Origin of the sequence: Neorhizobium populisoli (genome assembly GCF_019430945.1) — a bacterium.
Lineage (GTDB): Bacteria > Pseudomonadota > Alphaproteobacteria > Rhizobiales > Rhizobiaceae > Neorhizobium > Neorhizobium populisoli.
In genome coordinates, this window is the sequence record NZ_JAHYCB010000003.1 from 137,271 (window position 1) to 161,424 (window position 24,154).

A 24,154-nucleotide genomic window follows, 5' to 3' on the forward strand; every position below is an offset into this window, starting at 1 on the left:
GTCTCCCGAAAGTGGTTCCGGTTTCGGGATAAAGACATGCTCAAAAACAAGAACCTAAAGTGCGGTTGCGAATCTGAAAGATCGCGACGCGCTTTAGACGCCCGTCATTCGCGCTGACATGGATAGAAACGCAGGAACATAGGACTTCACCCCGAAGTGGCTCATGCGGAATATTCGGGGTAGCGGCATACGCGGCAACATTCCGCGCAACACCCGCGACCTTCCGGACACCCCGCCCGTGGACCTTTTCGTTGCAAGGCAGGTCTCCTGGCTTGCGGGTCAAAACATCCGACCGGCCTTCCCAATGCTTTCGCATCAGTGGACTGATTGGTCGAACGCTCGCCGCTTACAGTTGCGGGGGCAGCTCCGGTCTTGTTCTGTCCATCATGGCCATAACGCACCGGATTCCCGTCTTAGCTTCCGACGCGAATCGGAAGAACCTCGAACACTAGATATAGTAGACGAGGCGAAATTTCCGTCAACGACTATGATGTGGAGATGTCAACAATGTTGGGGATGGCCGGCTGATCTCCATCGAACTCACGGCTATTCAAAGGTCACGAAGGAAATCACATTTTCGTCGGGATCGCGGACATGAAAGTCGGTCCCACCCCAAGGCTGCTTTGTCGGAACCTGGGGAATGTCCACGCCGCGCTCTTGGAACTCGTCAAAGGGCGCCCGGACTTCGGACACCTCGATGGTCGCCAGGATCAAGGAAACTTCCTTTCCTGCAAGCTCGGCAAAGTTCGGATCGGTGGCGGCGATGAAGGCGACCCTGTCCATCAATGCAAGGCCAGCGCCGCCGAACAATGTGCCGTGATGGTTCGTGTCGCCGGGAAAGACGATGTCGATGAGGACGGCAGGAGCCGGCCCTCCGGCCGGCTCCCCTGATGATGGAAACTCCCGCTTCATGCCGTCTCCAGGGCGCGGTCCCTCGCCGTCCGGGCGCGCAGCTTGCGGGCTGCCTCGACCATGTTGATCAAAGCGGGTTTGACTTCGTCCCATTTTCGCGTCTTGAAACCGCAATCGGGATTGATCCAGAGCTGCCCGTCGTTGAAGCGCGTTCTCGCCAGCGACAACAGCGAGTTTTGACATCAGGCTAAAATCATCGCTTGGTCAATTCACATAAAGACATCTCTATATCGTTATTTAATTTCTGGAGGTTTCGAAATTACGCTGTTATCTGTCGCAGCGTTGAGAATGGAGAAGCGGGTGCGACAACGCTGCATCTTACGGAGTTAAGGCTTTCTCAACCATCATCGCTGAAGCCTGTTCAGGATTTGCGACATCTGCTTTGAACGGTGAAACGCACGTTGATCACCGCGGGAGATTGAACCATGCTCCAGAAATCCACGTTTGCCGGGATAGTCGGCGTTCTCGCCTTGATATTCGCCGTACCAGCGTCAGCACAAAAACCTGCCACAGAAGGAAGCGCCACGATACCCGGCTGGCTGATGGGCCATGTTGGCGAAGGTAAAGGCCAGATTGCGCTCACCGTGCTTGAGAGATCCCGTACGCTTTATCTGTCCAAGGTCGCCGAAGGCAAAGTGCGAAATGGGTGTTATTTCGCGATGGACGCCACCCGGCCGAACGATCTCACCGACGGCCAGTCGGGCGGACGATTCTACGTGATATGCGAGACCCAGCAATCATTTCGCGTGATCTCTGCCGGGCATGGCGGTGGCCGCAATCTGCAGGGCATCGTGAACTTTTCCAACGGCCGGGAATGCGCGAAAAACTTCGGCAATGCGCTCGATTCCAACCTCACCGCCGGCGGAGCCTATCTGACGAACGAAATCAAGACGTCTTTCAAGGGCTATTATCGCACGCAAGCCAGGGATGAAACGATCCTGACCCGTTCCTTCGTACAGTTCGACGGGATGGGCGAAACGGCCAATGCGCGGCAGCGCGCGATCGGCGGACACGCCGCGGCTCTCGTGTCCGGCATATGCATGCAGAAAAAACCGGAAAGCAGCTACGCCAATCGCGACGGTTACGTTCCGCTTGGAAAGCTTGTGACCTATGCGGGCGGGCGCAGTGACGGCTGCACCAGCTGGTCGCCGGAAGAAACGCCGCAGGTCCTTTCCATGGTGAAGGACAATCCAACTACGGTCTATATCTATCCGGAATCACACGATATCCAGGCTGTCGCCCAGACAGTTGCCGCAGGCCAATCGCCCGTCCGCAACGGACTTTACTGGAATGCCTCCTGTCTGAAGGAAATCGGCTCGCCGACATTCTGGAAGAAGGAGAAGCTTGAGCCGGTTATCGTTCAGTACAAGCATGATCATCCTGCTCCGCCGCCCCGCCCGACACCCATATGCGAAGGTGCCTTGAACTGAAGCATTGCTCCTCTTTGCATTCAGACACGATAGCCGTGATCGGACGATTTTGACGACCGGGCGAAAATGAGGATGGAACCGAGCCGACTGCAGCGCTAAGTTTGCCCAGCCATCTGAGCTCACGGAGACGCAATAATGAGCGCCGCCCTTGGTCGCCTGAAATCCGTCGCGATCGCAACCGCCATGGCCTTTATGGCGTCCGGTGCGGTTGCCGGACCGCAATCCCTTCAGTGGAGCGCACTCAGGCCCGCCGATCAATCGAATGCCGACCTGCCCCTACCCGGCATGGCTTCGAGCCGCGCCCAGGGCGAAACTATGGTTTGGCGCAACGATGCTGAAACCATTGCCTTGACCGGCTTCATCCTGCCGATCGATCAGGACAGGGACCTCGTTTACGAATTCATGCTGGTTCCGTGGGCGGGTGCATGCAGCCACAGTGCCCCACCCCCGCCGAACCAGCTGGTCCGGGTCGTCCCGAACGAGCCCTTCCGCATTTCCAAGGTCTACGAAGTGGTCACCATTACCGGAGCTTTGAAGCCAGGCATGGAGAAGACGCAACTCTTCATCATGGATGGCGTAAGGGTGCTCGATTACGGTTACAGCATGAGCGGAGCGCGGGTGTCCACGGGAACAGGAGTGGTCGATCCTGATCTGCGGTCCGTGTCGCCCTTCGGCATTCTGTCCCGCGGATAACCGACGAAACATTTCAGTCAGCCTCAAGATTTCGAACGAAGCCGGTACCTGCCCGGCCAGCGGGCCGGGCAGGTGTATCGATCAACTTCCGAGCATCGCGGCCTTCATGGTCTTTACGTTGTGGCGGAACATGTCGATGTAAGTCGAGGCGGGACCATCCGCACCGGACAGCGCGTCTGAGTAAAGCGTTCCGCCGACCTTCAAGCCTGTTTCCCGGGCAATCTGCTCGATCAGCTTCGGATTGGTGATGTTCTCGACGAAGACCGCCGAAGCCTTGTCTTCCTTGACCTGATCGACAAGCTTTGCGACGTCGGCCGCTGAAGCCTCGGCTTCGGTCGAAATCCCTTCCGGTGCCAGGAATTTCAGACCGTATTCGTGTTCGAAATAACCGAAGGCATCGTGTGAGGTGATAATGGTGCGCTTGTTTTTCGGAACTGCAGCGATCTCCGCCTGCACGTCCTTGTCGAGAGCTTTCAGCTTTGCGAGATAGGCTTGCGAATTGGCCGTGAACGTCGTGCAACCGGCCTTGTCCGCCTTGCAGAAGGCGTCGGTGATGTTCTTCACGTAGATTTCGCCATTCGGGATAGCCTGCCAGGCATGCGGATCGAAGGCGCCGTGGTGGTGTCCATCTTGATCAGCATCGGCATGTTCCTTGCTCTCTCCATGCTCTTCACCCTCGCCCTTCAAGGGCTTCACGCCCTTGCTGACCTCGACGATCGGTGCCTTGGTGCCGCTGGTCTTGATCAGCCGCGACATGAAGCCTTCAAGCCCCAGCCCGTTCACGAGCACGACATTCGCTTCCGAAAGCGATGCGGCATCGGCGGGGCGCGGCTCATAGGTATGGGCATCGCCGTCGACGGGTACGAGCGTCTTTACCTCTACGAGATCACCGCCGACATTCCTGGCAAGGTCCGCGATGATGGAGAAGCTGGCGACGACCTTGAGGTCGGCCGCGGAAGCGGTTGAGGCAAGGCCGCCTATGACGATGAGACTGGTATATGTGGCAAGGCGTAGCGTCCTGAACATGGAAAACTCCTTCTGTTGATCAGGCTGTCTTGTGGCGGGCGGAAACGAGGAAGCTCGCGAGCACTCCCCGACGGCCAGCCAAAGCGGAGAAAAGGTAGATCGCGCCGGCAATGAAGATGATCGCCGGGCCTGACGGCATCGATGCGTGGTAGGAGAGGACCAGACCGCCAAGCGAGGAAATGACGGCGATAAGGACGGACGCAGCACAAAGGCTGCGCACGTCATTCGACCAGAAGCGAGCGGCAGCGGCAGGCAGCATCATCAGGCCGACCGAGAGCAGCGTCCCGAGGGCCTGGAAGCCGCCGACGAGATTGAGCACCACGAGCACGAGAAACAAGAAATGTACCGGCCCGCCGATCCGGCTGACCGAACGCAGGAAGAGCGGGTCGAGGCATTCGGCGACCAGCGCTCTCCAGAAGATTCCGAGCGTGATGAAGGTCGTGACGGCGATGCCGACAATCAGATAAAGAGCCTCGTCATCAAGCGCCAGAACGGAACCGAACAGGACGTGCATCAGATCGACGCTCGAACCGTGCCAGGACACGAGCAGCACGCCGACCGCCAGCGATATCAGATAGAAGGCCGCCATCGAGGCATCCTCCTTCTGCACCGTGAAGCGGGACACGACGCCCGAACCGAGCGCCACCAGCAGGCCGACAATGAGGCCACCGATCGTCATCGGCAGGATATCGAGCCCGAAAAGAAGAAAGCCGAGTGCTGCGCCGGGCAGGATCGCATGGGACATCGCGTCGCCGGTCAGGCTCATGCGCCTCAGCATCAGGAACACCCCGACCGGCGCGCAGCTGACAGAGAGCACGATCGAGCCGAACAGCGCCCGCTGCATGAAGCCATATTGCAGGAAGGGGGATATCAACCACTCAACCATGCGCGGCGGCCCCATGCTTGCGGTCGCGGCTCCGGGCGATATCGTCATGTACGTGAAATGCGGCACTCTGCGGTGCCTCGCACCAGCCAGCCTTCGCGTCCCAAGCCTCCTGGAAATTGCGGGCGCGCAGAAGATTGTCGCGCGTCAACGCCTCGCCGGTCGCCCCCCAGGCAACAAGCTCGCGAGCGATGAGCAGCGTCATCGGGAAATGTTCTGCTACCAGCGAATGATCGTGAAGTACGCAGAGGATGGTTCGGCCTTCGGCACGCCATTGCCCGATCAGCGCGACCAGATCCGTGACCGTCCGTTCGTCGACGGCATTGAACGGCTCATCCAGCAGGATCAGATCGGCATCCTGCAACATGGTACGGGCAAAAAGCGCCCTTTGCAGCTGTCCGCCGGACAGGCTATCGAGAGGACGCTTCTCAAAGCCGGTGAGACCGACGGCAGCCAGGCAACCGGCAAGCTTTTCCCCATCTTTCCGTGTGATGCGGCCAAGCAGGCCTCGTTGCTGCCAGAGACCGAGGGAGACGAGGTCGATCGCCCGGGCGGGAAAGCTTCGGTCGAGCTCGGATTGCTGCGGCAGATAAGCGAGCCGCCGGCCTCTCGACATGCAGGTGCCGCCGATCGGCTTCAATATTCCGGCGATCCCCTTCATCAGCGTTGACTTGCCCGACCCGTTGGCTCCGACGATTGCTGTCAGCGATCCGCGCTCGATCGTTCCATTCAGGTGATGGATGGCCGCCCGCCCCTGATAGCCGAGGGTGAGATTTTTGAATTCCAGACAGATGTCGCTCATCGCGTCCTCGGGGGTTGACAGCGACTGAATACGTAATGTTATTACATCCGTCAACAATGATGTAACGTCATAACATCACATTTAATTTGCGGCGCGGCCAATTGCGAGCGCCCGCACGGTCCCAACAACAGAAAGGAAACTCATGAGACAGATTTCGATCCGCAGCAGGTTACTGGCCGCAGCGGCAGCCACGATCGTCTTCGGCACCGGCGCATCCCGGGCGGAAGACTTCACGGAGACGACCAAGGCCTGGAGACTGTTCGTCGCAGATCACACCGCGCCGATCGTGCGCGCCATCGATTTTCACACAGGCAATGAGATCGCTCGCTACGACACCACGGGTTATGCCGCCCTGACGGCGAGCGCTTCCGGCAAGACGCTTTTCGTCACCCAGTCGGACCATGACATCGTGCATGTCATCAAGACCGGAATCGCGTTTTCAGATCATGGCGAGCACCGCGATCTCCATGTTTCCGACGTCGGCCTGCTGCCGGTCACCTTCGAGGGTAAACGGCCCTTCCACGTCGTGCCGCATGACGACCATGCAATCCTGTTTTACGACCGCGGCGGCAAGGCGGAAATCATCGACGAGGAAGCACTGCTCGAAGGCAAAGCCAGCGTTCGCACGGTCGATACAACGAAGCCGCATCATGGCGTTGCCGTAACCATGGGCCGTTTCGTGCTCGTATCGGTTCCCGACACCAGCGTCGAAACCAAACCGGACGAACTTCCACCGCGCATCGGCCTTCGCGTGCTCGACGAAAAGGGCGAACAGGTCGGGGATACCGCCAAATGCACCGATCTCCACGGCGAAGCCACGTCGGCACGGCTGGTGGCTTTCGGCTGCAAGGAAGGCATCCTGATCGCCCGTCCCGGCGGAATCGATGGACCGAAGCTCCAAATGCTTCCTTATCCCACCAACTTCCCGAAAGCCTATACCGGCACGCTTCTCGGCGGAAAGGCGATGCAGTTCTTCCTGGGCAATTACGGGGAGGACAAGCTCGTCCTGGTCGATCCGGACAGCGAACAGCCCTATAAACTGATCGAGCTTCCAACCCGCCGGGTGGATTTCCTGCTCGACCCCGCCACGCCGCGCAACGCCTACATCCTCACTGAGGACGGCGATCTTCATGTGCTCGACGTCATCAGAGGCGAGATCGTTCGCAAAGCCAAGGTGACAGAGCCCTACAGCAAGGACGGCCACTGGCGCGACCCGCGCCCGCGTCTTGCAGTCGCCGATGGGCACATCGTCGTCACCGATCCGCGCCATTCGCTGGTCAGGGTGGTCGATGCGCAGACGCTGAAGGAAACGCGCACGATCGACGTCGAAGGCCAGCCCTTCTCCATCGCGGCAATCGGCGGTTCCGGCGCATCACATTAACATCAAAAGGACCGGAGCTGGTGACAGCTTCGGTCCTTATACGGCCTGATGTGATTGACAGTCGTCGCTACCCATCATTGCAGCTGACGTGGGTAAAGCCACCAGACAGTGGATGAGCTGATTGGCCAGCCGCGCGAGCTCACCGGGACGATCATGTCGGCCTTTTGCGCCGAAGCTTTGTTTGCGAGCCGGCGTTAGGAAGCGAGTTCTGCATGGACGAACAGATTGCCTTTGGCATTCCGTTCGATTTCTATCCTCACGCCATAGGCCCTGCCCGTCATGTCGTTTCGCAGAACCTGCTCCGGATGTCCGTCCGCGACGACCCCATCCCGGCTGATAAGCATGAAGCGATCGGCGAACCGGCATGCGAGCGACAGGTCGTGCAGCGCCGCAATGGTGATGATCTTCCGCTCAATGGTAATCTTCTGCACCAGGCTCAGGACCTCCAATTGCCGGCGCAAATCAAGTGCACTGGTCGGTTCGTCGAGCAACAGGACCTGCGGATCGCGTACCAAAGCCTGACAAAGTGCAACGAGCTGCTGTTGGCCTCCACTCAATTCGGTGATGAGCCGATCCGAGAGATGTTCGATGCCGAGCAGATCGAGCGTTTCCTCGACTTGCCTGACGTCGCTATCGCTTGCCTTGCCACCCTGCCAGCCGCGCTTGGCGAGAAGGACAACGTCGAACACGGCGAGCGCCGCTCGCATCGCCGTATGCTGGCTGAGCAGGAAAACGCGTTCGGCGCGCTGCCGGTCTGGTAGCGTCGAGATGTTGACGCCATCGAGTGAAACGGCACCCTCGAGAGGTTTCAGATGCCCCGCGATCATTCGAAACAGCGAAGACTTTCCCACACCATTAGGACCGACGAGTGCCGTCATCTCTCCACGATTGAATGGCGCGGCGTCGAGACGGTCAAAAACGACATTCGTGCCATAGGCAAAACGCAAACCCTTGATCGCGAGGCTCATCGCCAGGTCTCCCGCCGGATGGAAAGCACGAGGCTCAGGAAGAAGGGGACGCCGACCAAGGCGGTGATTATGCCGATCGGATATATGACGCCCGGAGTGATCGCCTTCGACAAGGTGGAGGCGACAGACAGGATAGCCGCGCCAGCCGCAGCGGAGACCGGGATAAAATATCGCTGGTCCTCGCCGACAAACATGCGGGCGATATGCGGACCGACCAGTCCCACGAAGCCGATCGTTCCGACAAAAGCTGTCGCCGTCGCTGCGAGCAGAGAAATACTGGCCAGCATTTCAAGCCTTAGCCGCTGAACGGGGACGCCAAGGCTGGCCGCCCTGTCGTCGCCCATGGCAAGCGCCGTCATCATCGAATTGCGAGCCCAGCAGAGCGGCACCAGCAGCAAGAGCAGGCTCGCGCATATGGCGATCTTGGTCCAGCTCGCACGCGCAAGGCTACCCATCATCCAGAAGATGATCTGCTGCAGCTGCGCTTCCGACGATTGATATTGGATGAAGGCCAGGAGAGCATTGAACGTAAAGAACAATGCGATCCCCACGAGAACGAAAGTCTCGACCGTCACGCCGCGCATTCGCGTGAACATGAACAGGACCAATGACGTTCCAAGCGCGAAGACGAACGCATTGAAAGCGATGAAAAACGTCCCGCCGGCAGGCCAGAGGCCGATGCCGAGCGCAATCGCCAGTGCCGCACCAAAGCTCGCCGCAGATGAGACACCAAGCGTAAACGGGTCGGCCAGCGGATTGTGGAGGATGGTCTGCATCTGCGCGCCTGCAACGCCGAGCATAGCGCCAATCAGAACCGCCATGACGGCAACCGGCAGCCGTACGTCCCACACGATGATGGCAAGTTTCGGCTCAACGCTGCCGGGAGAAAAAAGCGCAGTCAGCACCTCGATCGGGGTGAAGAAACCAGGCCCGACGCCGACATCGACGCATATCGCAACGGCCAGAAGAACGAAGGCTCCGGTCACGAACAACGTCTTGCGCATCATTCGCTGGCGATAACGATCGCCTGCTCTTACGGTCACGGTCTGGTCCATCATCCTGTCCGGCTGGAATGGATTGAAGGCAACTCGTTCGTTACCCATCAAAAACTACAAAAACGGGGCTGGAGCGGAGGCGCATCGCGCGCCCTCGCTCCGTGCTGTCGTGACTACTTCAGGGTGGTCCAGAAGACGCCGCTGACATCGATCGGGAGGAACTTCTGGTGCAGTTCCTTGAAGGTCGCCTGCGGATCAAGATCCTTGAAACGCTGCGGATGCAGCCACTTGGCAAGAGCCTGCACGGCAACGAAATGATACGGGCTCTGATAGAACTGGTGATAGACAGCCATGACGTTCTTGTCCTTGACAGCCTTCAGCTCCGGAAAACCGGTTCGCTCCATCAGTCCCTGCAGCTGCTTGTTGGCAGCCTCTTCGGACATTTCGTATCCAAGCCACACGCCTTTGTTGCCGGGATTGGACTTCGACCAGTTTGCACCGGTGACGACGATGAAGGGCGGGTTTTCGACGATGACGGCCTCCGGATTGAGGCGGCCGCTGACGCCGGTCACATATTTCGTGCCGAGATTGAAGCCGCCGGCTTCTGCGATGAATTCGCCGAAGTTGAAGTTGCCGAACGTATCGCAGCAAACGGCAGGATCGAGGCCGGCAGCGCGCTCGGCAAAAACGACCGGACGTTCATTGGCCTTCAGGCTCGAAATGCCCATGTAGACGCGACGCATCTGCGCCATGTAGTAGTCGGCAAAAGCCTGAGCCTGCGCTTCCTTGCCGAAGATACGGCCAAGCAACAGGATGGATGGAACGGTGTTCTGTGTCGGCCGCTCGCGGAAGTCGACGAAGACCGTCGGGACGCCGGCCTTTTCGAGCTTGTCGATAATGCCGCTTTCCTTGATCTTGTCGTAGAAGCCGAGCGTGACGACCAGAACATCGACATCGAGCTGCAGCGCCTTTTCGACACTGAAGTCGGCCGAGGCAGCGGCACCGATCATCGGCACGTTCTTCGCGTCCGGGAAGCGGGCAAGATATTTGCTCCAGGTATCCGGATCGAACTTCGGAAGATCGTCACCGATCGCTGCCAGCTGCTCGAATGGCTTGTCCTTATCGAAGACAACGGTCGCATAGAACATGCGCCCTTCGCCGAGGATGACCTTCTTGGCGCCATGTGGCACCTGAACGGTGCGGCCGGCGAGATCGGTAACGGTGATCTTCTCCTGCGCCGTTGCCGACGCGATCGTACCCGCCAGGGCAACGATCAGATACAGGGCGAGAAGGAACGGTCCGGTTACCGCCTCCCATACGCGATGAACTAGTGCAGACATTCAGCTCTCCTCGATCGTTCTATTTGATGCCCTCTCAGAGCAACGGCATATTCAACATTGGATCGCGACCGAGTTCTCGCGGCGGTGCCGAGAGGCATCGCTTAAACATCAGTACAGATTGGACAGCCTGATCAAGCGTCCATCCCAGCTCCCAATAGACTGGCTTCTAAATAACATGAATTAAGTTGTCTACTTATATTGCTGCCTACAATTGAGCGAGCGGCAAGATTTCTCAGTTAAGCCAACAACGTATCAGCACGGCGCTTCCTGAATAAAACCTGAGATTGAAAATCCTCTTCGTGGGAGCGCTTGCAAAAGTCATATCGTTTATTGGAATGTAGCCGGCGACCGATTGCGTGCCCCTCTTGTACGGTTTCAAGGTCGACAGCGATAACGACCTGACATTCCAGGCGCGCAATCGTCTCGGCAATGTGCTCCCGGAAGGCCGGATCGGCATCGTCAACGATGGGCCTTGAAGCAAAAAAAGAGTGCCCGCCTTCTTCAGGCGAGACACTCCTCTCGGCAGACGGGTTCCATGCGGCTGAACCCGCTTGCGGAATGCTTAGGTCAGATTTTTTTGGCCACCTGCCAGTCGCCGTCGGCCGGTTTGCTGCGAAGGGTCATATAGGCCACCAGCGCCACGATGGCGGCGAGGAAGAGCAGGCTGGTGACGATCGTGCCGAAGCCGAGACCGCCATATTCGAGCGGCTGCGACAGCAGGTCGCCGAACGATGCACCGAGCGGACGGGTAAGGATATACGCCAACCAGAAGGCCAGGATGCCGTTGATCTTGAGGACGTAATAGGCGGCCGCGATCGCGGCGATGATGGCGCCGAACAGGATGCCGGTCGTCAGATACCCGAGAGCGAAAACCTCAGCGACGAGATCGCCCACTGCCGTTCCCAACGCGAAGGTGAAGAGGATCGCCAGCCAGTAGAACGCTTCACGCCTGGCGGTGACGATCGAATGGATCGAAAGCGTGCGCTCCGATGCGTACCAGACGGCGAAGGTGACCGCGAGCGCGATGGTGAAGGCGATCGACGTCGTTTCCAGCGCCACCCCGAAATTGTCGACCAGATTGTCCGTCACCAGCGTTCCGACCACGCTGATCAGGACAACGGCGGTCCAGTAAACGGACGGGATATATCTTTTCCGGGCGAACTGCATGACCAGCGCGACCACCAGGATGGCGGCCACGATCACCGACGTGACAGTCAGCCCGAGACCGAGGTTGACCGCCAGATAGTCCGCGGCGGTCTCGCCCATGGTCACCGCCATGAGTTTGATCAGCCAGAAATCGACCGTCGCTTCGGGAACGCGGTTCGGCGCAGCCGGTGATGCATATGAGACCGACATAATGTTTTCTCCAATTTCGCAACAGAGCGTATTACTTGCCCATCAGAGCCATGGCATCGGTCAGGAACTTGTCCGACCGGGCATCGTCATCGGCATTGCAGCGCTCGACCGCCTTGGTTTCGAGCTCGTTGACCTTCTTCATGTCGGCATCGCTGAGCTTGGCCGTCGCCTTGGCGGCGCGCATGTCCTTGAGCATTTCCTCGCAAGGGACATTGGCGGCATTGGCGCGGGAGGCAACTGCGCCCGTCAGGGCAAGAGCTGCGAGGAAGGTGAGGGAAATGATCCTGTTCATTGCGACATCCTTTTGCTTGTCGAACCGGTGATCGATCCGGCTCGGTTGGTTGCCGGATGTCACCGGTCTAGAGGACTGCTCATACCTGCGATTTGCCGCGAGCATACGGTTTCGTAAGGTGGACCTGCCCGAGCCGCAAAAGCGTTTTGTCGAGCCTGGTGTCGGATATTGCCGCATGATCCACCCCGATCGGCGGATCGTCGCTAGTTTACCGATCCGTAAAGGCAGCGCGAAGTGCGCGTAAAGTTGGGGCGGCATGGTGAGGCTGCGAGATCGATGATCTATCGCCAAACCGGAGACACCCATGAAGAAACTGTTTCTTGCATTGAGCCTTGCGACCATGCCCCTGGTCGTCTCGCCCGCGCTCCTGCCCTTCGCCGCCTATGCGGCACCGACACAGAGTTCCCTCGGAGACCTTTCCTCCTTCGAGACGATCGCCCGTGATACGCTCGTCCTGGTCGACAAGGGTGACCTCGCGGCCGCGCAGAAACGCATCACGGATTTCGAGACCGCCTGGGATGCGGCGCAGAGCGACCTCTACCATAGAGACAAGACCGCCTGGGGCGTGGTCGACGATGCCGCCGACAAGGCGATTTCCAGCCTGCGTGCGAAAAAGCCGGTCGCGGCGAAAGCCAAACGTGCCGTCACGGATCTGATCGCGGCGATCCAGAAGCCCTTCGGCCCGTGAGACAACCGCTGAAATATCTATCTTGGCGATCCGGGTTTTCGACGGACCGCCTCTCCTGCTATCATCCATGCCAGGATTTTGGCCTGTTCGTCACGAGGCAGAGTATATGCGCATCCTAGTCGTCGAGGACGATCGGAAAACGGCCGACTATATCGTCAAGGGCTTCGCGGAGTCCGGACACGTGACGGACGTTATCCCCGACGGCCGGGACGCTCTCTTCCAGGCAACCCGCGAAGCCTATGATGTGATGGTCGTCGATCGCATGCTTCCAGGGCTCGATGGCCTGTCGCTGATGAAGGCGCTGCGCGCCGCCCGCGTCAAGATTCCGGCCATCTTCCTGACATCGGTCGGCGGCGTCGACGACCGTGTCGAAGGGCTGGAGGCAGGTGGAGACGACTATCTCGTCAAACCCTTCGCCTTCACCGAACTTCTTGCCCGCGTCAACGCGCTGAGCCGACGCCCGCCGGCCCAGGAACAGGTGACTGTCCTGCGTGTCGCGGATCTTGAACTCGATATCGTCAAACGTCAGGTCCGACGCGGAGGCGAAACGATCGAGCTTCAGCCACGGGAATTCACCTTGCTGGAAGTGCTGATGCGCGGCGAAGGCCGGGTCCTGACTCGGACCATGCTTTTGGAACGGGTCTGGGATTTCCATTTCGATCCCAAGACCAGCGTCGTCGAGACCCATATCAGCCGCCTGCGCGCCAAGATCGACAAGCCATTCGACGTGCCGCTGCTGCACACCGTTCGCAATACCGGCTACAGCCTCCATGCACCGAGGTAGTCTTTTCCGCAGTACGCCGTTTCGGCTGGCGCTGACATTCGGTTTCCTTTTCGTCGCCGCCTTTGCGATTTCCGGCGTCGTCACCTACCAGCTTCTCGCACGCGAACTGGCGGGTGCGCTCGATGCTTCCGTCAGCGAAATCTACTCCGTGACGTCGACAGCCTACGGCGTCGATGATGTCGAGGACCTGGTTTCGACGATCAATGCCTATACAGGACTGAGCAATAGCGAGGATCGGGTCTTCTCGCTGGTCGATCGCGATGGAAAGCGCCTGGCGGGAAACTTTACGCCCCCGGCCCTTCCCGATGGATTATCGACCGTCACCGCGCCGCAGATCGGGCTTTCCGGCGACACGATCTATCGCGTCAACAACGGCACGATCGGCGGCTATCGCCTCGTCGTCGGCCAGAGCTTTACCGAAACCGACGACCTTCAAGAAATCGCTCTGGTCAGCTTCGGCTGGGCGCTGGTCATCACCATTGCGGTGGCCATAGCCGGCGGCGCGTTTCTTGCTTCCCGGGCGCAGAGGCGCATGGACGGCATTGCCAGAACCATGATCGACGTCTCCAATGGCCAACTCGCCACGCGCATTCCGCTTCACGGACGCAAGGACGATATCGATGAAGTGTCGATGCAGATCAATCAGGCGCTCGATCGGCTTTCCGGGCTCGTCGAGGGCATGCGGCAGGTCAGCGCCGATATCGCCCATGAGCTGAAGACGCCGCTGAACCGCCTGCGGCTGACGATCGAGGAAGCTGCTTCCCGCAGCGAGGATCGGCCCGAACTCCATTCATTGATGACAGACGCCCTTGCCGAAAGCGATCAGCTCAACGCGACCTTCGAGGCTTTGCTGCGCATTTCGCAGATAGAAGCCGGAAGCCGCAGAACGCGGTTCCAGCCCATAGATCTCGCCGCCATCATGGCGACAGTCGCGGATATTTATGGCAGCGTCGCCGAAGACAATGCCCAGACACTGAGACTGGAAGCGCTTCCGGATGATCCCGCCATGCTCCGCGGCGACCGTGAATTGCTCACGCAACTTTTGGTCAATCTCGTCGAAAACGCCATCAATCACTGCCCGGCGGGGACGGTGATCTCACTCGGCCTGGCACGTCATGGCAGTGAAATCCTGGCGACGATCAGCGACGATGGCCCAGGCATTCCCGCCGCCGAGCGGGACAAGGTTTTCCGTCGCCTTTACCGTCTCGACAAGAGCCGCACGACGCCGGGCAACGGACTGGGGCTCAGCCTGGTGCGCGCGATATCCGACCTGCACGGCGCCGAAATCAGGCTGGAGGACAATGCTCCCGGACTGCGGGTGAGCATGACCTTCCCATCGGCCACGACATCTTGAACCGAGAACGAAGACATTCAGGTTGTCGCCGTTGCGCGGCAGCGTATGATCGGATTATTGAAGGCAAATGGGCATGAAGATATTGTTGAAACGAACCGGTCTTGGCCTGCTGATCGGCGGCCTGTCGTTCGGAGCCTATCTCGGCATCCTGCAGTTGACGGGCAACTTCCATGAAGTGATCGCCGGCGAGCTTTATCGTTCGAACCAGCCGAGTGCCGCGCAGATCGCATCCTATGCCAAGGATTACGGGATCAGGTCGATCGTCAATCTGCGTGGCGAAAACAGTAATGCGGCCTGGTATGGCGATGAGGTCGCCAAGGCCGCCGAGCTTGGCCTCACGCATGTCGATTTCCGCATGTCCGCCTCGCGGGAGTTGAGCGTCGAAGAGATGGCCCAGCTCACCAACCTCATGCGCGACCTGCCGAAGCCGATCCTCGTTCATTGCCAGTCCGGCTCGGACCGCACCGGGCTCGTCTCGGCGATCTATCTCAACCAGATCACCGGCATCGATGCGAAAGACGCCGAGAAACAGCTCTCGATCCGTTACGGCCACTTCGGAATTCCCTATCTTTCAGCCGCCTATCCCATGGACGAAAGCTGGGAGAAGCTGGAAGCGACCCTCGCACGGACGACTGGCGGCTAAGCGATCAGACGATCCGGTCGAACCGAAGCCTGTGGCGTTTGTCCGTGAAGCGTAGCGCAGTCAGGTAAACGGCGGCGATGACGCTGGCCGTGCCGCTTGCCGCCAGCAGAAGCATCAGAAATATCTGATATTTGGCGGCTTCCAGCGGGTCCTGGCCGGCAAGGATCTGCCCGCTCATGATGCCTGGCATGGTGATGATGCCGGCACCCACCATCTGGTTCATGACCGGAATGATGCCGGCCCGGATCGCCCGCTTCATCAGCGGCGAGAGTGCCGCAAGCCGCGTAGCTCCCAAGGCAAGCTGCGCTTCGATCGGCACGCGCTCATTGTTGATGTTCGACAAAAGAGCATTGAGCGCAATGCTCGCCGAGTTCATCGCCGTACCGAGGATGATGCCGGCGATCGGCAAGGCATGCGCCGGTTCGAGCCAGTCTCGCGAACCGAGCACGGTCAGGAGCGCGAAAGCCGAAACGACCATGGTCGAGAAGGAAACGGACACTCCGCTGATCAGGAATTGCCAACGGCCCCTCAGGCGATGCGGCTGCCGCGCTCCGACTTCGTAGGCTGCGGCAGTCACCATCGCCAGGAAGATCAGGATCGTCAGCCAGGCGGAATTCTGCTGGAACACGAACCGCAACAGGACACCGACCAGCAGCAATTGCACGATCATCCTGACCGCCGCCCATAACAGGTTCCGATGGAAGCCGAGCGACAGGAAAAGCGACAGGCTCGCCGAAAGCACGACGAGAGCGACAGCCAGTCCGAGCTCCAGCGGGGTCAATACGATGGTCATGAGCGCGCCCGCATCACGATATGCGCATCGGCGAGCCGTTCGACCTGCGCGGCGTCATGACTGACGATCAGCATGCCGCAGCCCGCCCGTTTCGTTTCCGTCAATACCTCCTCGACCTTCAGGACGCTCTCGTGGTCGAGCGCCGAAGTCGGTTCATCCAGCAGAAGAAATTTGGGGCTGTATGAAAGCGCCCGGATCAAAGCCATGCGCTGACGCTCCCCGGACGAAAGCTGGCCCGGCAACATGTCCAGCTTCTCCGGCTTCATGCCGAATTTCTGCATCATCGCCAGGACCTCATCCGTGACCGCGAAATGATCCCGCACCTGCGGCGCCCACCAGCCCGTTTCGGAGGCAAGATACATGACGTTGCGCCGCCAGGCGGGAGCGGGAATCTGCGCTTGGGAAACCGAACCCAGAAACACCTCGCCGCCATGCATATCGAGGTCGGCGATCTGGCGCAAAAGCGTGGTTTTCCCAATGCCCGACGGGCCGGTGAGAACCGTGCAGGTGCCGCCTTGCAGTTCGAACTCGATGGCTTCGACCTTGTCCGAAGCGGGAAAGCGCGCGGTGAGGACTTCAACTGAGCCCGAGAGATGAGGCTGTCTGTCGATACTGGTCTTGCTCATATCAAGTCTCGTGCCGGGAAACCTCGCCCTTGGCAAGACCGGAGCGGCGCGCGACCAGCTGGCAGAGAATGGCCCATGCTGCTCCTCCGCACCATCCTCCCACGACATCCGACGGATAGTGAACGCCGAGATAGACCCGGCTGAGGCCGATGGCGACCGTCAGAACCACGGCCACCGCAAGAACGAAGACTTTTTCGGCTCGGCCCGTCTGCAATCCGGACAGGATCGATCCGAGCGCCAGGTAGGTCGCGGCCGAAACCATCGCATGGCCACTCGGGAAGCTGAGATCGCCGACCTCGATCAGGTGCGGCACGATATCCGGCCGCGGACGACCGATCCCGATCTTCAGGCCGCTGCTCAATGCCCAGCCGCCGATCACCGAGGCGAGCAGCAGCAATGCCGTCGATCTGCGCCCGGTCATCAGAAGATAGGTCACGGAAACGATGGTGACCAGGCTGAGGACGGTGGTGCCGCCCAGGCTGGTGATATCGGTGATCACATGGGTCAGCCAGGAAGGCCCGATAGGAACGGACAGATCACCCGCCCTGCGCAAGGAAAGCAGGATGGACCGGTCGAGGGCGAAAGTGTCACCTTCCAGCAATTCGCGGGCGAGCCACAGGAAGACGAACCCCGCGCCGGATGCGAGGATGACCATGGCCGGGCCGGTAGGTCCCTGCGAACGAACCCGCGACCAGAATGCCGTCATCGACACAAGAATTTGACGCACGAATGCTCCTGAGACGGCGGTGGAATGGAGGTTATCGGTTCGGCATCTGACATGAGCCCGAACCGCACGGTCACCCGACCGTCAGAAGCAGGACGGCACCGAGCAGCCCGACGGCGATGCGCCACCAGCCGAATGGCGAATATCCGCGCTGCGACACGAAGGCGAGAAGCCGGCGCACAACGAACAGCGCGGTGACGAAGGACGTCACAAACCCGATGGCGATCAGCACGCCCTGATCCAGGCTGAGATCGTTGCGGCTCTTGTAGAGATCCAGCGTGAAGGCCCCGACCATGGTCGGCATGGCCAGAAAGAAGGAGAATTCCGCTGCCGAGCGCTTGTCGGCGCCCAGAAGCAGCGCACCGACGATCGTGGCACCGGAGCGCGACGTTCCCGGGATCATCGCCAGGCATTGGCAGAACCCGATGCCGATCGCCGCCGGCCAGGAAATGTCCATGACATCGTGATAACGGGGCTTGAATTCCAGCTTGTCCACGACGAGTAGAACGATGCCGCCCAGGACCAGCACGATGCATATGAGCATCGGCGTCTCGAACAGCACCGATTTGATGAAATCATGCGCAAGGGCGCCGATGACGGCTGCAGGCAGAAATGCGAACAGCACGGACAGAACGAAATGCCGCGCCCGCCGATCCCGGGGAAGCGCCATCGCAATTTCGACGAGTCGTTGGAAATAGACGAGAAGAATGGCGAGGATCGCGCCCAGCTGGATCAGCACGTCGAACGTTCCGGCGGATTCTAACCCCAGAAAATGTCCCAGAAGAATAAGATGCCCGGTCGACGAGACGGGAATGAATTCGGTGAGGCCTTCGACGACACCGAGCAGAAATGCAATCAGGTAGTCCGGCATTTATTATCCTGTCCGGGTAACATGCGACCAAGTCGACCAACCCGTAGGCCCGAAAAATCGCCGCCACCTTTCCGCAAACTTACGGTTTCGTAAGAAACGCGAAATGCGAACGACCGCTTACGGAATGGTAAGCGCATGGACAGACCAGGCTGATGTGAGCGCGGCACCGTTATGGCGGTCCAATGGCGGGCCGAAACAACGGGAGACTGAACATGACCAACAATGCTTTCCACACCGCATTCATGGCGATCCTGGTGATCGGACTGATCGGCGCAGGTGCCGCGTCGGCGGCGCAGGGCAATGATGGACAGGACGATGCGGCCGAATTCGCCAAACTCGGTGGCGCCAAGGTCTCGCTCAGCGAAGCGATATCCGCGGCCGAGCAGAAATTCGGCGGCAAGGCCGTGAATGCCGCACTCGACAACGAGCAGACCGCTCCAACTTTCGAAATCGAACTGATGTCGGCTTCTGGGTCCCAGACCGTGTCGGTCGACGGTCAGACAGGCATGGCCAAGGTGACGGCTGAGAACGGACAGGACGGAAACGATACCGAATAATCGTCCCAAACACGAAGGCCCCGCTCGCGGGGCCTTCACGATTGCCGGCAGTGGCGAGCGATCAATGGTGGCAATATCCGGCTTTGTCCGCGACGACAGGGCCACACGCTTGCGACGTGACGCCGATCGGAAGCGCCAGGGCAATGAAGCCAATGAGCAGGATCACGTTGAACACGGCAGCGACGACGATCATTCGCATGGGAATCCCCTCTGGAAACATTGCCTTCCGAGCGACGAATGCTGTCTTCGTCCTTCGGCGATGAACCAAGCTAGGGCATCCCGTTTACACTCGACTTGCGTGGAGAATACGGTTTGGTAAAGAAAGCCGGCATGATCGAATGAGGGGAATGGTTCGCATTCTTGAGCCGAAAGGGAAGTTGAGCCGTCTTCTGCAGGCGTGAACTAGGCCGCTATCGAGCGCTCCAGTCAGGCCACGTGAATGCTGCGAAAAGGCTGGTAGACGCATATAGCCTCACATGATCGCGCCCGTCTCTAGACCATAAGTCCTTCAGCCGTTGCGAGAATAATGTCGGGCCAATGATTGCGGTCACTGCCCGCGCGACCGCGGTGCTCCGTCCGCTTATGTGGAGCCCCGTTTGGGGCTCCCGAGCTCTCGGCGCAGGCTCGTCACAGCCCGACGCGGCGCAGATGTTCGTCCGGATAACGCGCGCCTTGAACTTTGATATTGGCAGCCTGGATCTCGTCCAGATCTTGTTGGGTCAGCGTCACCTTCAACGCGCCGACGTTCTCATCAAAACGCTCCAGCTTGCGCGTGCCGAACAGCGGCACAATCCATGGCTTCTGTGCCAGCAGCCAAGCGAGAGAGACCTGGGCCGGCGTGGCACCGTGCTTTGCGCCGATATGTCTTATCAGGTCAACCAAACGTTGGTTTGCCTCGCGGGCGTCGGTCGCAAAGCGCGGAATGCTGTTGCGCATATCTGATGGATCGAGCTGGGTTCCAGCATCGATCTTGCCGGTCAAGAAGCCTTTGCCGAGCGGGCTGAAGGGAACCAGACCGATGCCCAGTTCCTCAAGTACGGGAAGGATCTCGGCTTCAGGCTCGCGTGTCCAAAGCGAATATTCGCTCTGGAGCGCGGCCACCGGCTGCACCGCGTGAGCACGCCGGATCGAAGCTGCACCGGCCTCGGAAAGACCGAACCAACGGACCTTGCCCTCCACGATTAGGTCCCTGACCGTTCCGGCGACGTCTTCCATGGGCACCTCGGGATCGACGCGATGCTGGTAAAGGAGGTCGATTGTGTCGACCTTCAAGCGCTTGAGGCTTCCTTCAACGGCTTTGCGGATATGATCGGGCTTGCTGTTGACGCCGCCATGGTGAACACCGGTATCTCGATCGATATCCCATCCGAACTTGGTCGCGATTTTCACCTTGCCGCGCACCGGCGCCAACGCCTCCCCAACCATCACCTCATTGGTGAGTGGCCCGTAAACTTCAGCAGTATCGAAGAAATCCATCCCGCGATCGACCGCCGTGCGCAATAAAGCGATCATTTCCGCCCGATCGGGAAGTTCACGCGCCTTGCCGTAGCCCATTGCGCCCAACGACAGCGCCGACACCTCAAGACCCCGTCCGAGTTTGCGTTTCTGCATTCCATTTCTCCTCAGTGCTCAAGCTATTAGGCCAGAATTCAGTCCTGGATCTTTTAGGCAGGGTTTTCGTCGAAAACCTTGCGTGCAATCTGCAGCGCCGTCATGGCCGGCGGCCATCCGGCGTAGAAAGCCAGGTGGGTGATGACGCCGATAATCTCGTCACGCGTGACGCCGTTCTCCAGCGCCAGCTTCAAGTGGAACGGCATCTCGTTGATGCGATAAAGTGCAATCAGGCTGGTGATGGTGACAAGACTGCGGTCTCGTGGTGAAAACGCGTCATTCTCCCATACGTCCCCGAACAGGACCCTGTCGGTGAGTTCGGCAAGATGCGGTGCGATATCGCCGAACGATTTTCGGGCGTTCGTGGGTTCAGTGTTCATGGCATTTCTTTCTTGGACAAGCTGCCGCACGGCGGAGCCGATCTGGACGGGAATTTCCCTCTCTCGCTGTCGAGCATGATCAAAATAAGCATTTGATCATGCCGGATAATCACCTAAATTCTGCATGTACTTATTGGGAATACGAATGAATGCGTGATCATCTGAACGACCTGACCGCCTTCATGGTTGTCGCACGCGAACGCAGTTTCACGCGCGCCGCCGCTCAGCTCGGTCTTTCGCAGTCGCGGCTGAGCCAAACCATTCGCAACCTTGAGGATCGATTGGGCGTACGCCTGCTCACCCGCACGACGCGAAGCGTCAAACCCACCGAAGCCGGCGAACACCTTCTGCGTACGATCGGGCCGCGTTTGGAGGAAATCGAGACCGAGCTGTCAGCGTTGCATACTTTCGGCGCCAAGCCTTCGGGAACCGTCCGCATCTCGACGACCGAGAGCGCTGCCGCCGCCGCTTTGTGGCCAACGCTTCAAAAAGTTTTGCCGGACTATCCGGACATCCGTGTCGAGATCATCATCGACTATGGACTGACGGATATCGTCGCCAGCGGCATCGATGCCGGCGTGAGGCCGGGAGAGATGGTCGCTCAAGACATGATTGCCGTGCCGATCGGCCCCGATTTGCGCATGGCGGTGGTTGGCTCGCCGGAATATTTCGCCGTGTACAAGCCGCCAAAAGCTCCGCAGGATCTGACCGCGCACTGCTGCATCAATCTGCGCCTCCCCACTTACGGCGGGCTTTATGCATGGGAATTCGAAAAGAATGGCCATGACCTGCGTGTCCGCGTCGACGGCCAGCTTGTGGTCGGCACGGCCGCCGCTTCGCTGACCGCCGCACTTGCCGGCCTCGGGCTTGCCTATCTGCCGGAGGACGCGGTGAGAGAGCATCTACAAAGCGGCAAGCTGGTTCGCGTCCTCGATGACTGGTGCGAACCGTTTTCTGGATATCACCTCTATTATCCCAGCCGCCGGCACCAGAGCGCCGCATTTTCCATTCTGATCGATGCACTTCGCTACAGACGCTAAGATATCCAAGCTGTGCCGAGGTAGAGCCCGCCGTACGCCTCCAGGTGCTGGACGAAGGACTTGCATCAGCCTATCCGGCACAGCAGGCTAACCGCCACGGCTGGCTCTCCTCTGGATGGCGGTAGCTCTTATCGCGGAAAAGCACAGCCCGCGGGATGCAAGTGCATGAGCAGCGGCTACATAGCTGGAAGAAAGACAAGCGAAGACGTGCATGGAACCGCAAGCCACGCGTTCCAAACCTACTGCTGGTGGGAATAACATATTTCGGAAAGACTGAATGGTAGCGGGAGGCAGAATTGAACTGCCGACCTCGGGGTTATGAATCCCGCGCTCTCACCAACTGAGCTACCCCGCCACAGGGGACCGGAAGAAGGCCTGAAAGGCTCCGTCCGCATCGGTCGTGCGGCTTATAAGTCGCCCGTCACCAAAGTGTCAAGCAGGCTTTTGGCAAAATCCGGCGGCAATTGTTCAAGCCACTCTTCAGGCCGCCGTAGGTCTTTAGTTCAGGCCGCGACGGGCGTGGAAAGCAGAGCCTTCAGAGAAGCTTCCGCGGCCGGTGCGCGTTCCGAACGATCGATGAAGCCGCCGCCGTAGACACGGGCATCGGCGCCTTCGGCGGAATAAAGCACGCAGGCCTGGCCGGGCGCCACGCCCGCCTCGCCGATCGCCAGATCGACATAAACGCCGTTTTCGTCGCAATGCACTGTCGCCGGGGTCGGCGGGCGCGTCGAGCGCACCTTGGCGAAACAGGCAAAGCCTTGCTTGGCATCTTCCGCCAACGCCCGGTCGCCGATCCAGTTCATGTCGCGCAGGTAAACGCGGTGGGTGTCCAGCGCCTCCTTCGGGCCGACAATCACCCGGCGCGAACGCGCATCGAGATAAACGACGTAAAGCGGCTCGCCGGTCGCGACACCGAGGCCCTTACGCTGGCCGATCGTGTAATGGACGATGCCCTCGTGGCGGCCGAGCACGCGGCCGTCCATATGGACGATATCGCCGGCCAGCGCCGCATTCGGCTTCACCTTGTTGATGATGTCGGCATATTTGCCCTGCGGCACGAAACAGATGTCCTGGCTGTCGGCCTTCTTGGCAACAACGAGGCCCATCTCCTCCGCAAGCGCCCGCACCTCCGCCTTCGACATGCTGCCGAGCGGGAAGCGCAGGTAATCGATCTGCTCCTGCGTCGTGGCAAACAGGAACCAGCTCTGGTCGCGGTCGGCATCGATCGGGCGAAACAGCGCGCGGCGGCTCGGGTTATCCGGGCTCGGATTGGCGGACGAACGAATATAATGACCGGTCGCCAGCACATCCGCACCGAGATCCTGCGCGGTGGCCAGAAGATCGGCGAACTTGACCGTCTGGTTGCAGGCGACGCAGGGGACCGGCGTTTCGCCCATCGCATAGGCCTCGGCAAACGGATTGATCACCGTTTCGCGGAAACGCTTTTCATAATCGAGGACGTAGTGCGGAATGCCAAGCGTTTCGGAAACCCGGCGCGCGTCGTCAATATCCTGGCCCGCACAGCACGAACCGGCGCGATGCACGGCAGCGCCGTGGTCATAGAGCTGCAGCGTGATGCCGAGCACATCATAGCCCTGGCGTTTGAGCAGGCCTGCAACGACGGAGGAGTCCACTCCCCCCGACATGGCAACGACAACACGTGTGTCTTCCGGCCTCTTGTCAAAATCCAAGCTATTCACGGAACTCTCTCTAACATCTCGTCGCCCGGCCCTGATTGATAATTCCATCGGGCACAAAAACGAAAATCTCCAGGCCCGACGCGGGATCGTCCGCCGGAAGGGCTATTCTGCACCGGATATAGAAAGGATTTGGGACCTGCGCAAGGAGCGGCACGGTCGCGATCTTTGGCAGAATCAGATCTGCGTACGACGCCCCTCGCCTGCCGGGCGGTTCATGTCATACACCACCCAGCGAAAAAACCAGTAGATCGCAATGAAGAACACCATCAACGGAATGAGATTTTCGGGGTTTTGAATCATGGTGT

27 protein-coding genes, 1 tRNA gene, 1 pseudogene and 1 riboswitch are annotated in these 24,154 nt (G+C 59.5%); of the genes and pseudogenes, 9 read left to right on the forward strand and 20 right to left on the reverse strand.

The window, feature by feature from the left end:
- Positions 1 to 240: 240 nt before the first annotated feature.
- Positions 241 to 459, reverse strand: a riboswitch (cobalamin riboswitch).
- Positions 460 to 546: 87 nt separating this feature from the next.
- A complete protein-coding gene (locus tag KX729_RS33470; protein ID WP_246617485.1) occupies positions 547 to 912 on the reverse strand; it encodes a VOC family protein in 366 nt (121 codons plus the stop codon).
- Positions 909 to 1,082, reverse strand: a pseudogene (locus tag KX729_RS08490) (hypothetical protein); the annotation flags it as partial. The gene KX729_RS33470 and the pseudogene KX729_RS08490, both read right to left, overlap by 4 nt.
- A gap of 255 nt (positions 1,083 to 1,337) precedes the next feature.
- Between KX729_RS08490 and KX729_RS08495 the strand changes: the two are divergent.
- Entirely contained in the window at positions 1,338 to 2,342 is a 1,005-nt protein-coding gene (locus KX729_RS08495; RefSeq protein ID WP_219742009.1) for a murein L,D-transpeptidase catalytic domain family protein, read from the forward strand.
- A 135-nt stretch (positions 2,343 to 2,477) separates the two neighbouring features.
- Complete coding sequence (locus tag KX729_RS08500) at positions 2,478 to 3,035, forward strand: DUF3299 domain-containing protein (protein ID WP_219742010.1); 558 nt, start codon at positions 2,478 to 2,480, stop codon at positions 3,033 to 3,035.
- A gap of 81 nt (positions 3,036 to 3,116) precedes the next feature.
- On the opposite strand, the gene aztC is transcribed toward KX729_RS08500, so the two are convergent.
- From aztC to aztA, 3 genes are read right to left on the reverse strand one after another with little or no spacing between them, the layout of a single operon-like run.
- A complete protein-coding gene (gene aztC, locus KX729_RS08505) occupies positions 3,117 to 4,061 on the reverse strand; it encodes a zinc ABC transporter substrate-binding protein AztC (RefSeq protein ID WP_219742011.1) in 945 nt (314 codons plus the stop codon).
- 19 nt (positions 4,062 to 4,080) lie between these two features.
- Entirely contained in the window at positions 4,081 to 4,947 is an 867-nt protein-coding gene (gene aztB / locus KX729_RS08510) for a zinc ABC transporter permease AztB (protein WP_219742012.1), read from the reverse strand.
- Entirely contained in the window at positions 4,940 to 5,746 is an 807-nt protein-coding gene (gene aztA, locus KX729_RS08515) for a zinc ABC transporter ATP-binding protein AztA (protein ID WP_219742013.1), read from the reverse strand. The genes aztB and aztA overlap by 8 nt, the downstream gene beginning before the upstream one ends.
- Before the next feature lie 142 nt (positions 5,747 to 5,888).
- Here aztA and aztD point away from each other — a divergent pair, with 142 nt between their 5' ends.
- On the forward strand, positions 5,889 to 7,127 hold the full coding sequence (aztD, locus tag KX729_RS08520) for a zinc metallochaperone AztD (RefSeq protein ID WP_219742014.1): 1,239 nt from the start codon (positions 5,889 to 5,891) through the stop codon (positions 7,125 to 7,127).
- Between the two features lie 194 nt (positions 7,128 to 7,321).
- Here aztD and KX729_RS08525 read toward each other — a convergent pair whose 3' ends face one another.
- The 5 genes from KX729_RS08525 to KX729_RS08545 form a co-directional block, all read right to left on the reverse strand.
- On the reverse strand, positions 7,322 to 8,095 hold the full coding sequence (locus KX729_RS08525; RefSeq protein ID WP_219742015.1) for an ABC transporter ATP-binding protein: 774 nt from the start codon (positions 8,093 to 8,095) through the stop codon (positions 7,322 to 7,324).
- Complete coding sequence (locus tag KX729_RS08530) at positions 8,092 to 9,150, reverse strand: FecCD family ABC transporter permease (protein WP_219742016.1); 1,059 nt, start codon at positions 9,148 to 9,150, stop codon at positions 8,092 to 8,094. The genes KX729_RS08525 and KX729_RS08530 overlap by 4 nt, the downstream gene beginning before the upstream one ends.
- 113 nt (positions 9,151 to 9,263) lie before the next feature.
- Positions 9,264 to 10,430: an ABC transporter substrate-binding protein gene (locus KX729_RS08535; RefSeq protein ID WP_219742017.1), complete on the reverse strand. Its 1,167-nt coding sequence runs from the start codon at positions 10,428 to 10,430 to the stop codon at positions 9,264 to 9,266.
- 567 nt (positions 10,431 to 10,997) lie between these two features.
- Entirely contained in the window at positions 10,998 to 11,786 is a 789-nt protein-coding gene (locus tag KX729_RS08540; RefSeq protein WP_219742018.1) for a COG4705 family protein, read from the reverse strand.
- A gap of 31 nt (positions 11,787 to 11,817) precedes the next feature.
- Entirely contained in the window at positions 11,818 to 12,078 is a 261-nt protein-coding gene (locus tag KX729_RS08545; RefSeq protein WP_219742019.1) for a hypothetical protein, read from the reverse strand.
- Positions 12,079 to 12,382: 304 nt separating this feature from the next.
- On the opposite strand from KX729_RS08545, the gene KX729_RS08550 reads away from it, so the two are divergent.
- The 4 genes from KX729_RS08550 to KX729_RS08565 all read left to right on the forward strand — a co-directional run bounded on the left by KX729_RS08550 (position 12,383) and on the right by KX729_RS08565 (position 15,547).
- The gene (locus KX729_RS08550; RefSeq protein WP_246617487.1) at positions 12,383 to 12,766 is read left to right on the forward strand and encodes a hypothetical protein; all 384 of its coding nucleotides are present in this window, start codon (positions 12,383 to 12,385) and stop codon (positions 12,764 to 12,766) included.
- A gap of 106 nt (positions 12,767 to 12,872) precedes the next feature.
- Positions 12,873 to 13,550 (forward strand): winged helix-turn-helix domain-containing protein, encoded by a 678-nt coding sequence (locus KX729_RS08555; RefSeq protein ID WP_219742020.1) that lies wholly within the window; start codon positions 12,873 to 12,875, stop codon positions 13,548 to 13,550.
- Positions 13,537 to 14,904: a sensor histidine kinase gene (locus tag KX729_RS08560; protein WP_219742021.1), complete on the forward strand. Its 1,368-nt coding sequence runs from the start codon at positions 13,537 to 13,539 to the stop codon at positions 14,902 to 14,904. The genes KX729_RS08555 and KX729_RS08560 overlap by 14 nt, the downstream gene beginning before the upstream one ends.
- Positions 14,905 to 14,977: 73 nt before the next feature.
- Positions 14,978 to 15,547 (forward strand): dual specificity protein phosphatase family protein, encoded by a 570-nt coding sequence (locus tag KX729_RS08565; RefSeq protein ID WP_219742022.1) that lies wholly within the window; start codon positions 14,978 to 14,980, stop codon positions 15,545 to 15,547.
- Positions 15,548 to 15,551: 4 nt separating this feature from the next.
- Here the strand turns inward: KX729_RS08565 and KX729_RS08570 are convergent, their stop codons facing one another.
- The 4 genes from KX729_RS08570 to KX729_RS08585 all read right to left on the reverse strand — a co-directional run bounded on the left by KX729_RS08570 (position 15,552) and on the right by KX729_RS08585 (position 18,561).
- On the reverse strand, positions 15,552 to 16,340 hold the full coding sequence (locus tag KX729_RS08570; RefSeq protein WP_219742023.1) for an ABC transporter permease: 789 nt from the start codon (positions 16,338 to 16,340) through the stop codon (positions 15,552 to 15,554).
- On the reverse strand, positions 16,337 to 16,966 hold the full coding sequence (locus KX729_RS08575; protein ID WP_219742024.1) for an ABC transporter ATP-binding protein: 630 nt from the start codon (positions 16,964 to 16,966) through the stop codon (positions 16,337 to 16,339). The genes KX729_RS08570 and KX729_RS08575 overlap by 4 nt, the downstream gene beginning before the upstream one ends.
- A 1-nt stretch (position 16,967) precedes the next feature.
- Positions 16,968 to 17,693 (reverse strand): phosphatase PAP2 family protein, encoded by a 726-nt coding sequence (locus KX729_RS08580; protein ID WP_312990621.1) that lies wholly within the window; start codon positions 17,691 to 17,693, stop codon positions 16,968 to 16,970.
- A 70-nt stretch (positions 17,694 to 17,763) separates the two neighbouring features.
- Positions 17,764 to 18,561: an undecaprenyl-diphosphate phosphatase gene (locus KX729_RS08585; protein ID WP_219742025.1), complete on the reverse strand. Its 798-nt coding sequence runs from the start codon at positions 18,559 to 18,561 to the stop codon at positions 17,764 to 17,766.
- A 212-nt stretch (positions 18,562 to 18,773) separates the two neighbouring features.
- Between KX729_RS08585 and KX729_RS08590 the strand changes: the two genes are divergently transcribed.
- The gene (locus KX729_RS08590; RefSeq protein WP_219742026.1) at positions 18,774 to 19,118 is read left to right on the forward strand and encodes a PepSY domain-containing protein; all 345 of its coding nucleotides are present in this window, start codon (positions 18,774 to 18,776) and stop codon (positions 19,116 to 19,118) included.
- A gap of 61 nt (positions 19,119 to 19,179) precedes the next feature.
- On the opposite strand, the gene KX729_RS08595 is transcribed toward KX729_RS08590, so the two are convergent.
- From KX729_RS08595 to KX729_RS08605, 3 genes are all read right to left on the reverse strand, one after another.
- Positions 19,180 to 19,317, reverse strand: coding sequence for a hypothetical protein (locus KX729_RS08595; RefSeq protein ID WP_219742027.1), 138 nt, complete (start codon positions 19,315 to 19,317; stop codon positions 19,180 to 19,182).
- A 428-nt stretch (positions 19,318 to 19,745) separates the two neighbouring features.
- Positions 19,746 to 20,729, reverse strand: coding sequence for an aldo/keto reductase (locus KX729_RS08600; RefSeq protein ID WP_219742028.1), 984 nt, complete (start codon positions 20,727 to 20,729; stop codon positions 19,746 to 19,748).
- A 53-nt stretch (positions 20,730 to 20,782) separates the two neighbouring features.
- Positions 20,783 to 21,109 carry a carboxymuconolactone decarboxylase family protein gene (locus tag KX729_RS08605; RefSeq protein ID WP_219742029.1) on the reverse strand — a complete coding sequence of 109 codons (327 nt, stop codon included), beginning with the start codon at positions 21,107 to 21,109 and terminating at the stop codon, positions 20,783 to 20,785.
- A 149-nt stretch (positions 21,110 to 21,258) separates the two neighbouring features.
- Here KX729_RS08605 and KX729_RS08610 point away from each other — a divergent pair, with 149 nt between their 5' ends.
- On the forward strand, positions 21,259 to 22,149 hold the full coding sequence (locus KX729_RS08610) for a LysR family transcriptional regulator (protein ID WP_219742030.1): 891 nt from the start codon (positions 21,259 to 21,261) through the stop codon (positions 22,147 to 22,149).
- A 278-nt stretch (positions 22,150 to 22,427) separates the two neighbouring features.
- Here the strand turns inward: KX729_RS08610 and KX729_RS08615 are convergent.
- The 3 genes from KX729_RS08615 to KX729_RS34245 form a co-directional block, all read right to left on the reverse strand.
- Positions 22,428 to 22,504, reverse strand: a tRNA-Met gene (locus tag KX729_RS08615).
- A gap of 148 nt (positions 22,505 to 22,652) precedes the next feature.
- On the reverse strand, positions 22,653 to 23,849 hold the full coding sequence (mnmA, locus tag KX729_RS08620; protein ID WP_219742031.1) for a tRNA 2-thiouridine(34) synthase MnmA: 1,197 nt from the start codon (positions 23,847 to 23,849) through the stop codon (positions 22,653 to 22,655).
- A 174-nt stretch (positions 23,850 to 24,023) separates the two neighbouring features.
- Positions 24,024 to 24,149 (reverse strand): hypothetical protein, encoded by a 126-nt coding sequence (locus KX729_RS34245; protein ID WP_281423216.1) that lies wholly within the window; start codon positions 24,147 to 24,149, stop codon positions 24,024 to 24,026.
- Positions 24,150 to 24,154: the final 5 nt, after the last annotated feature.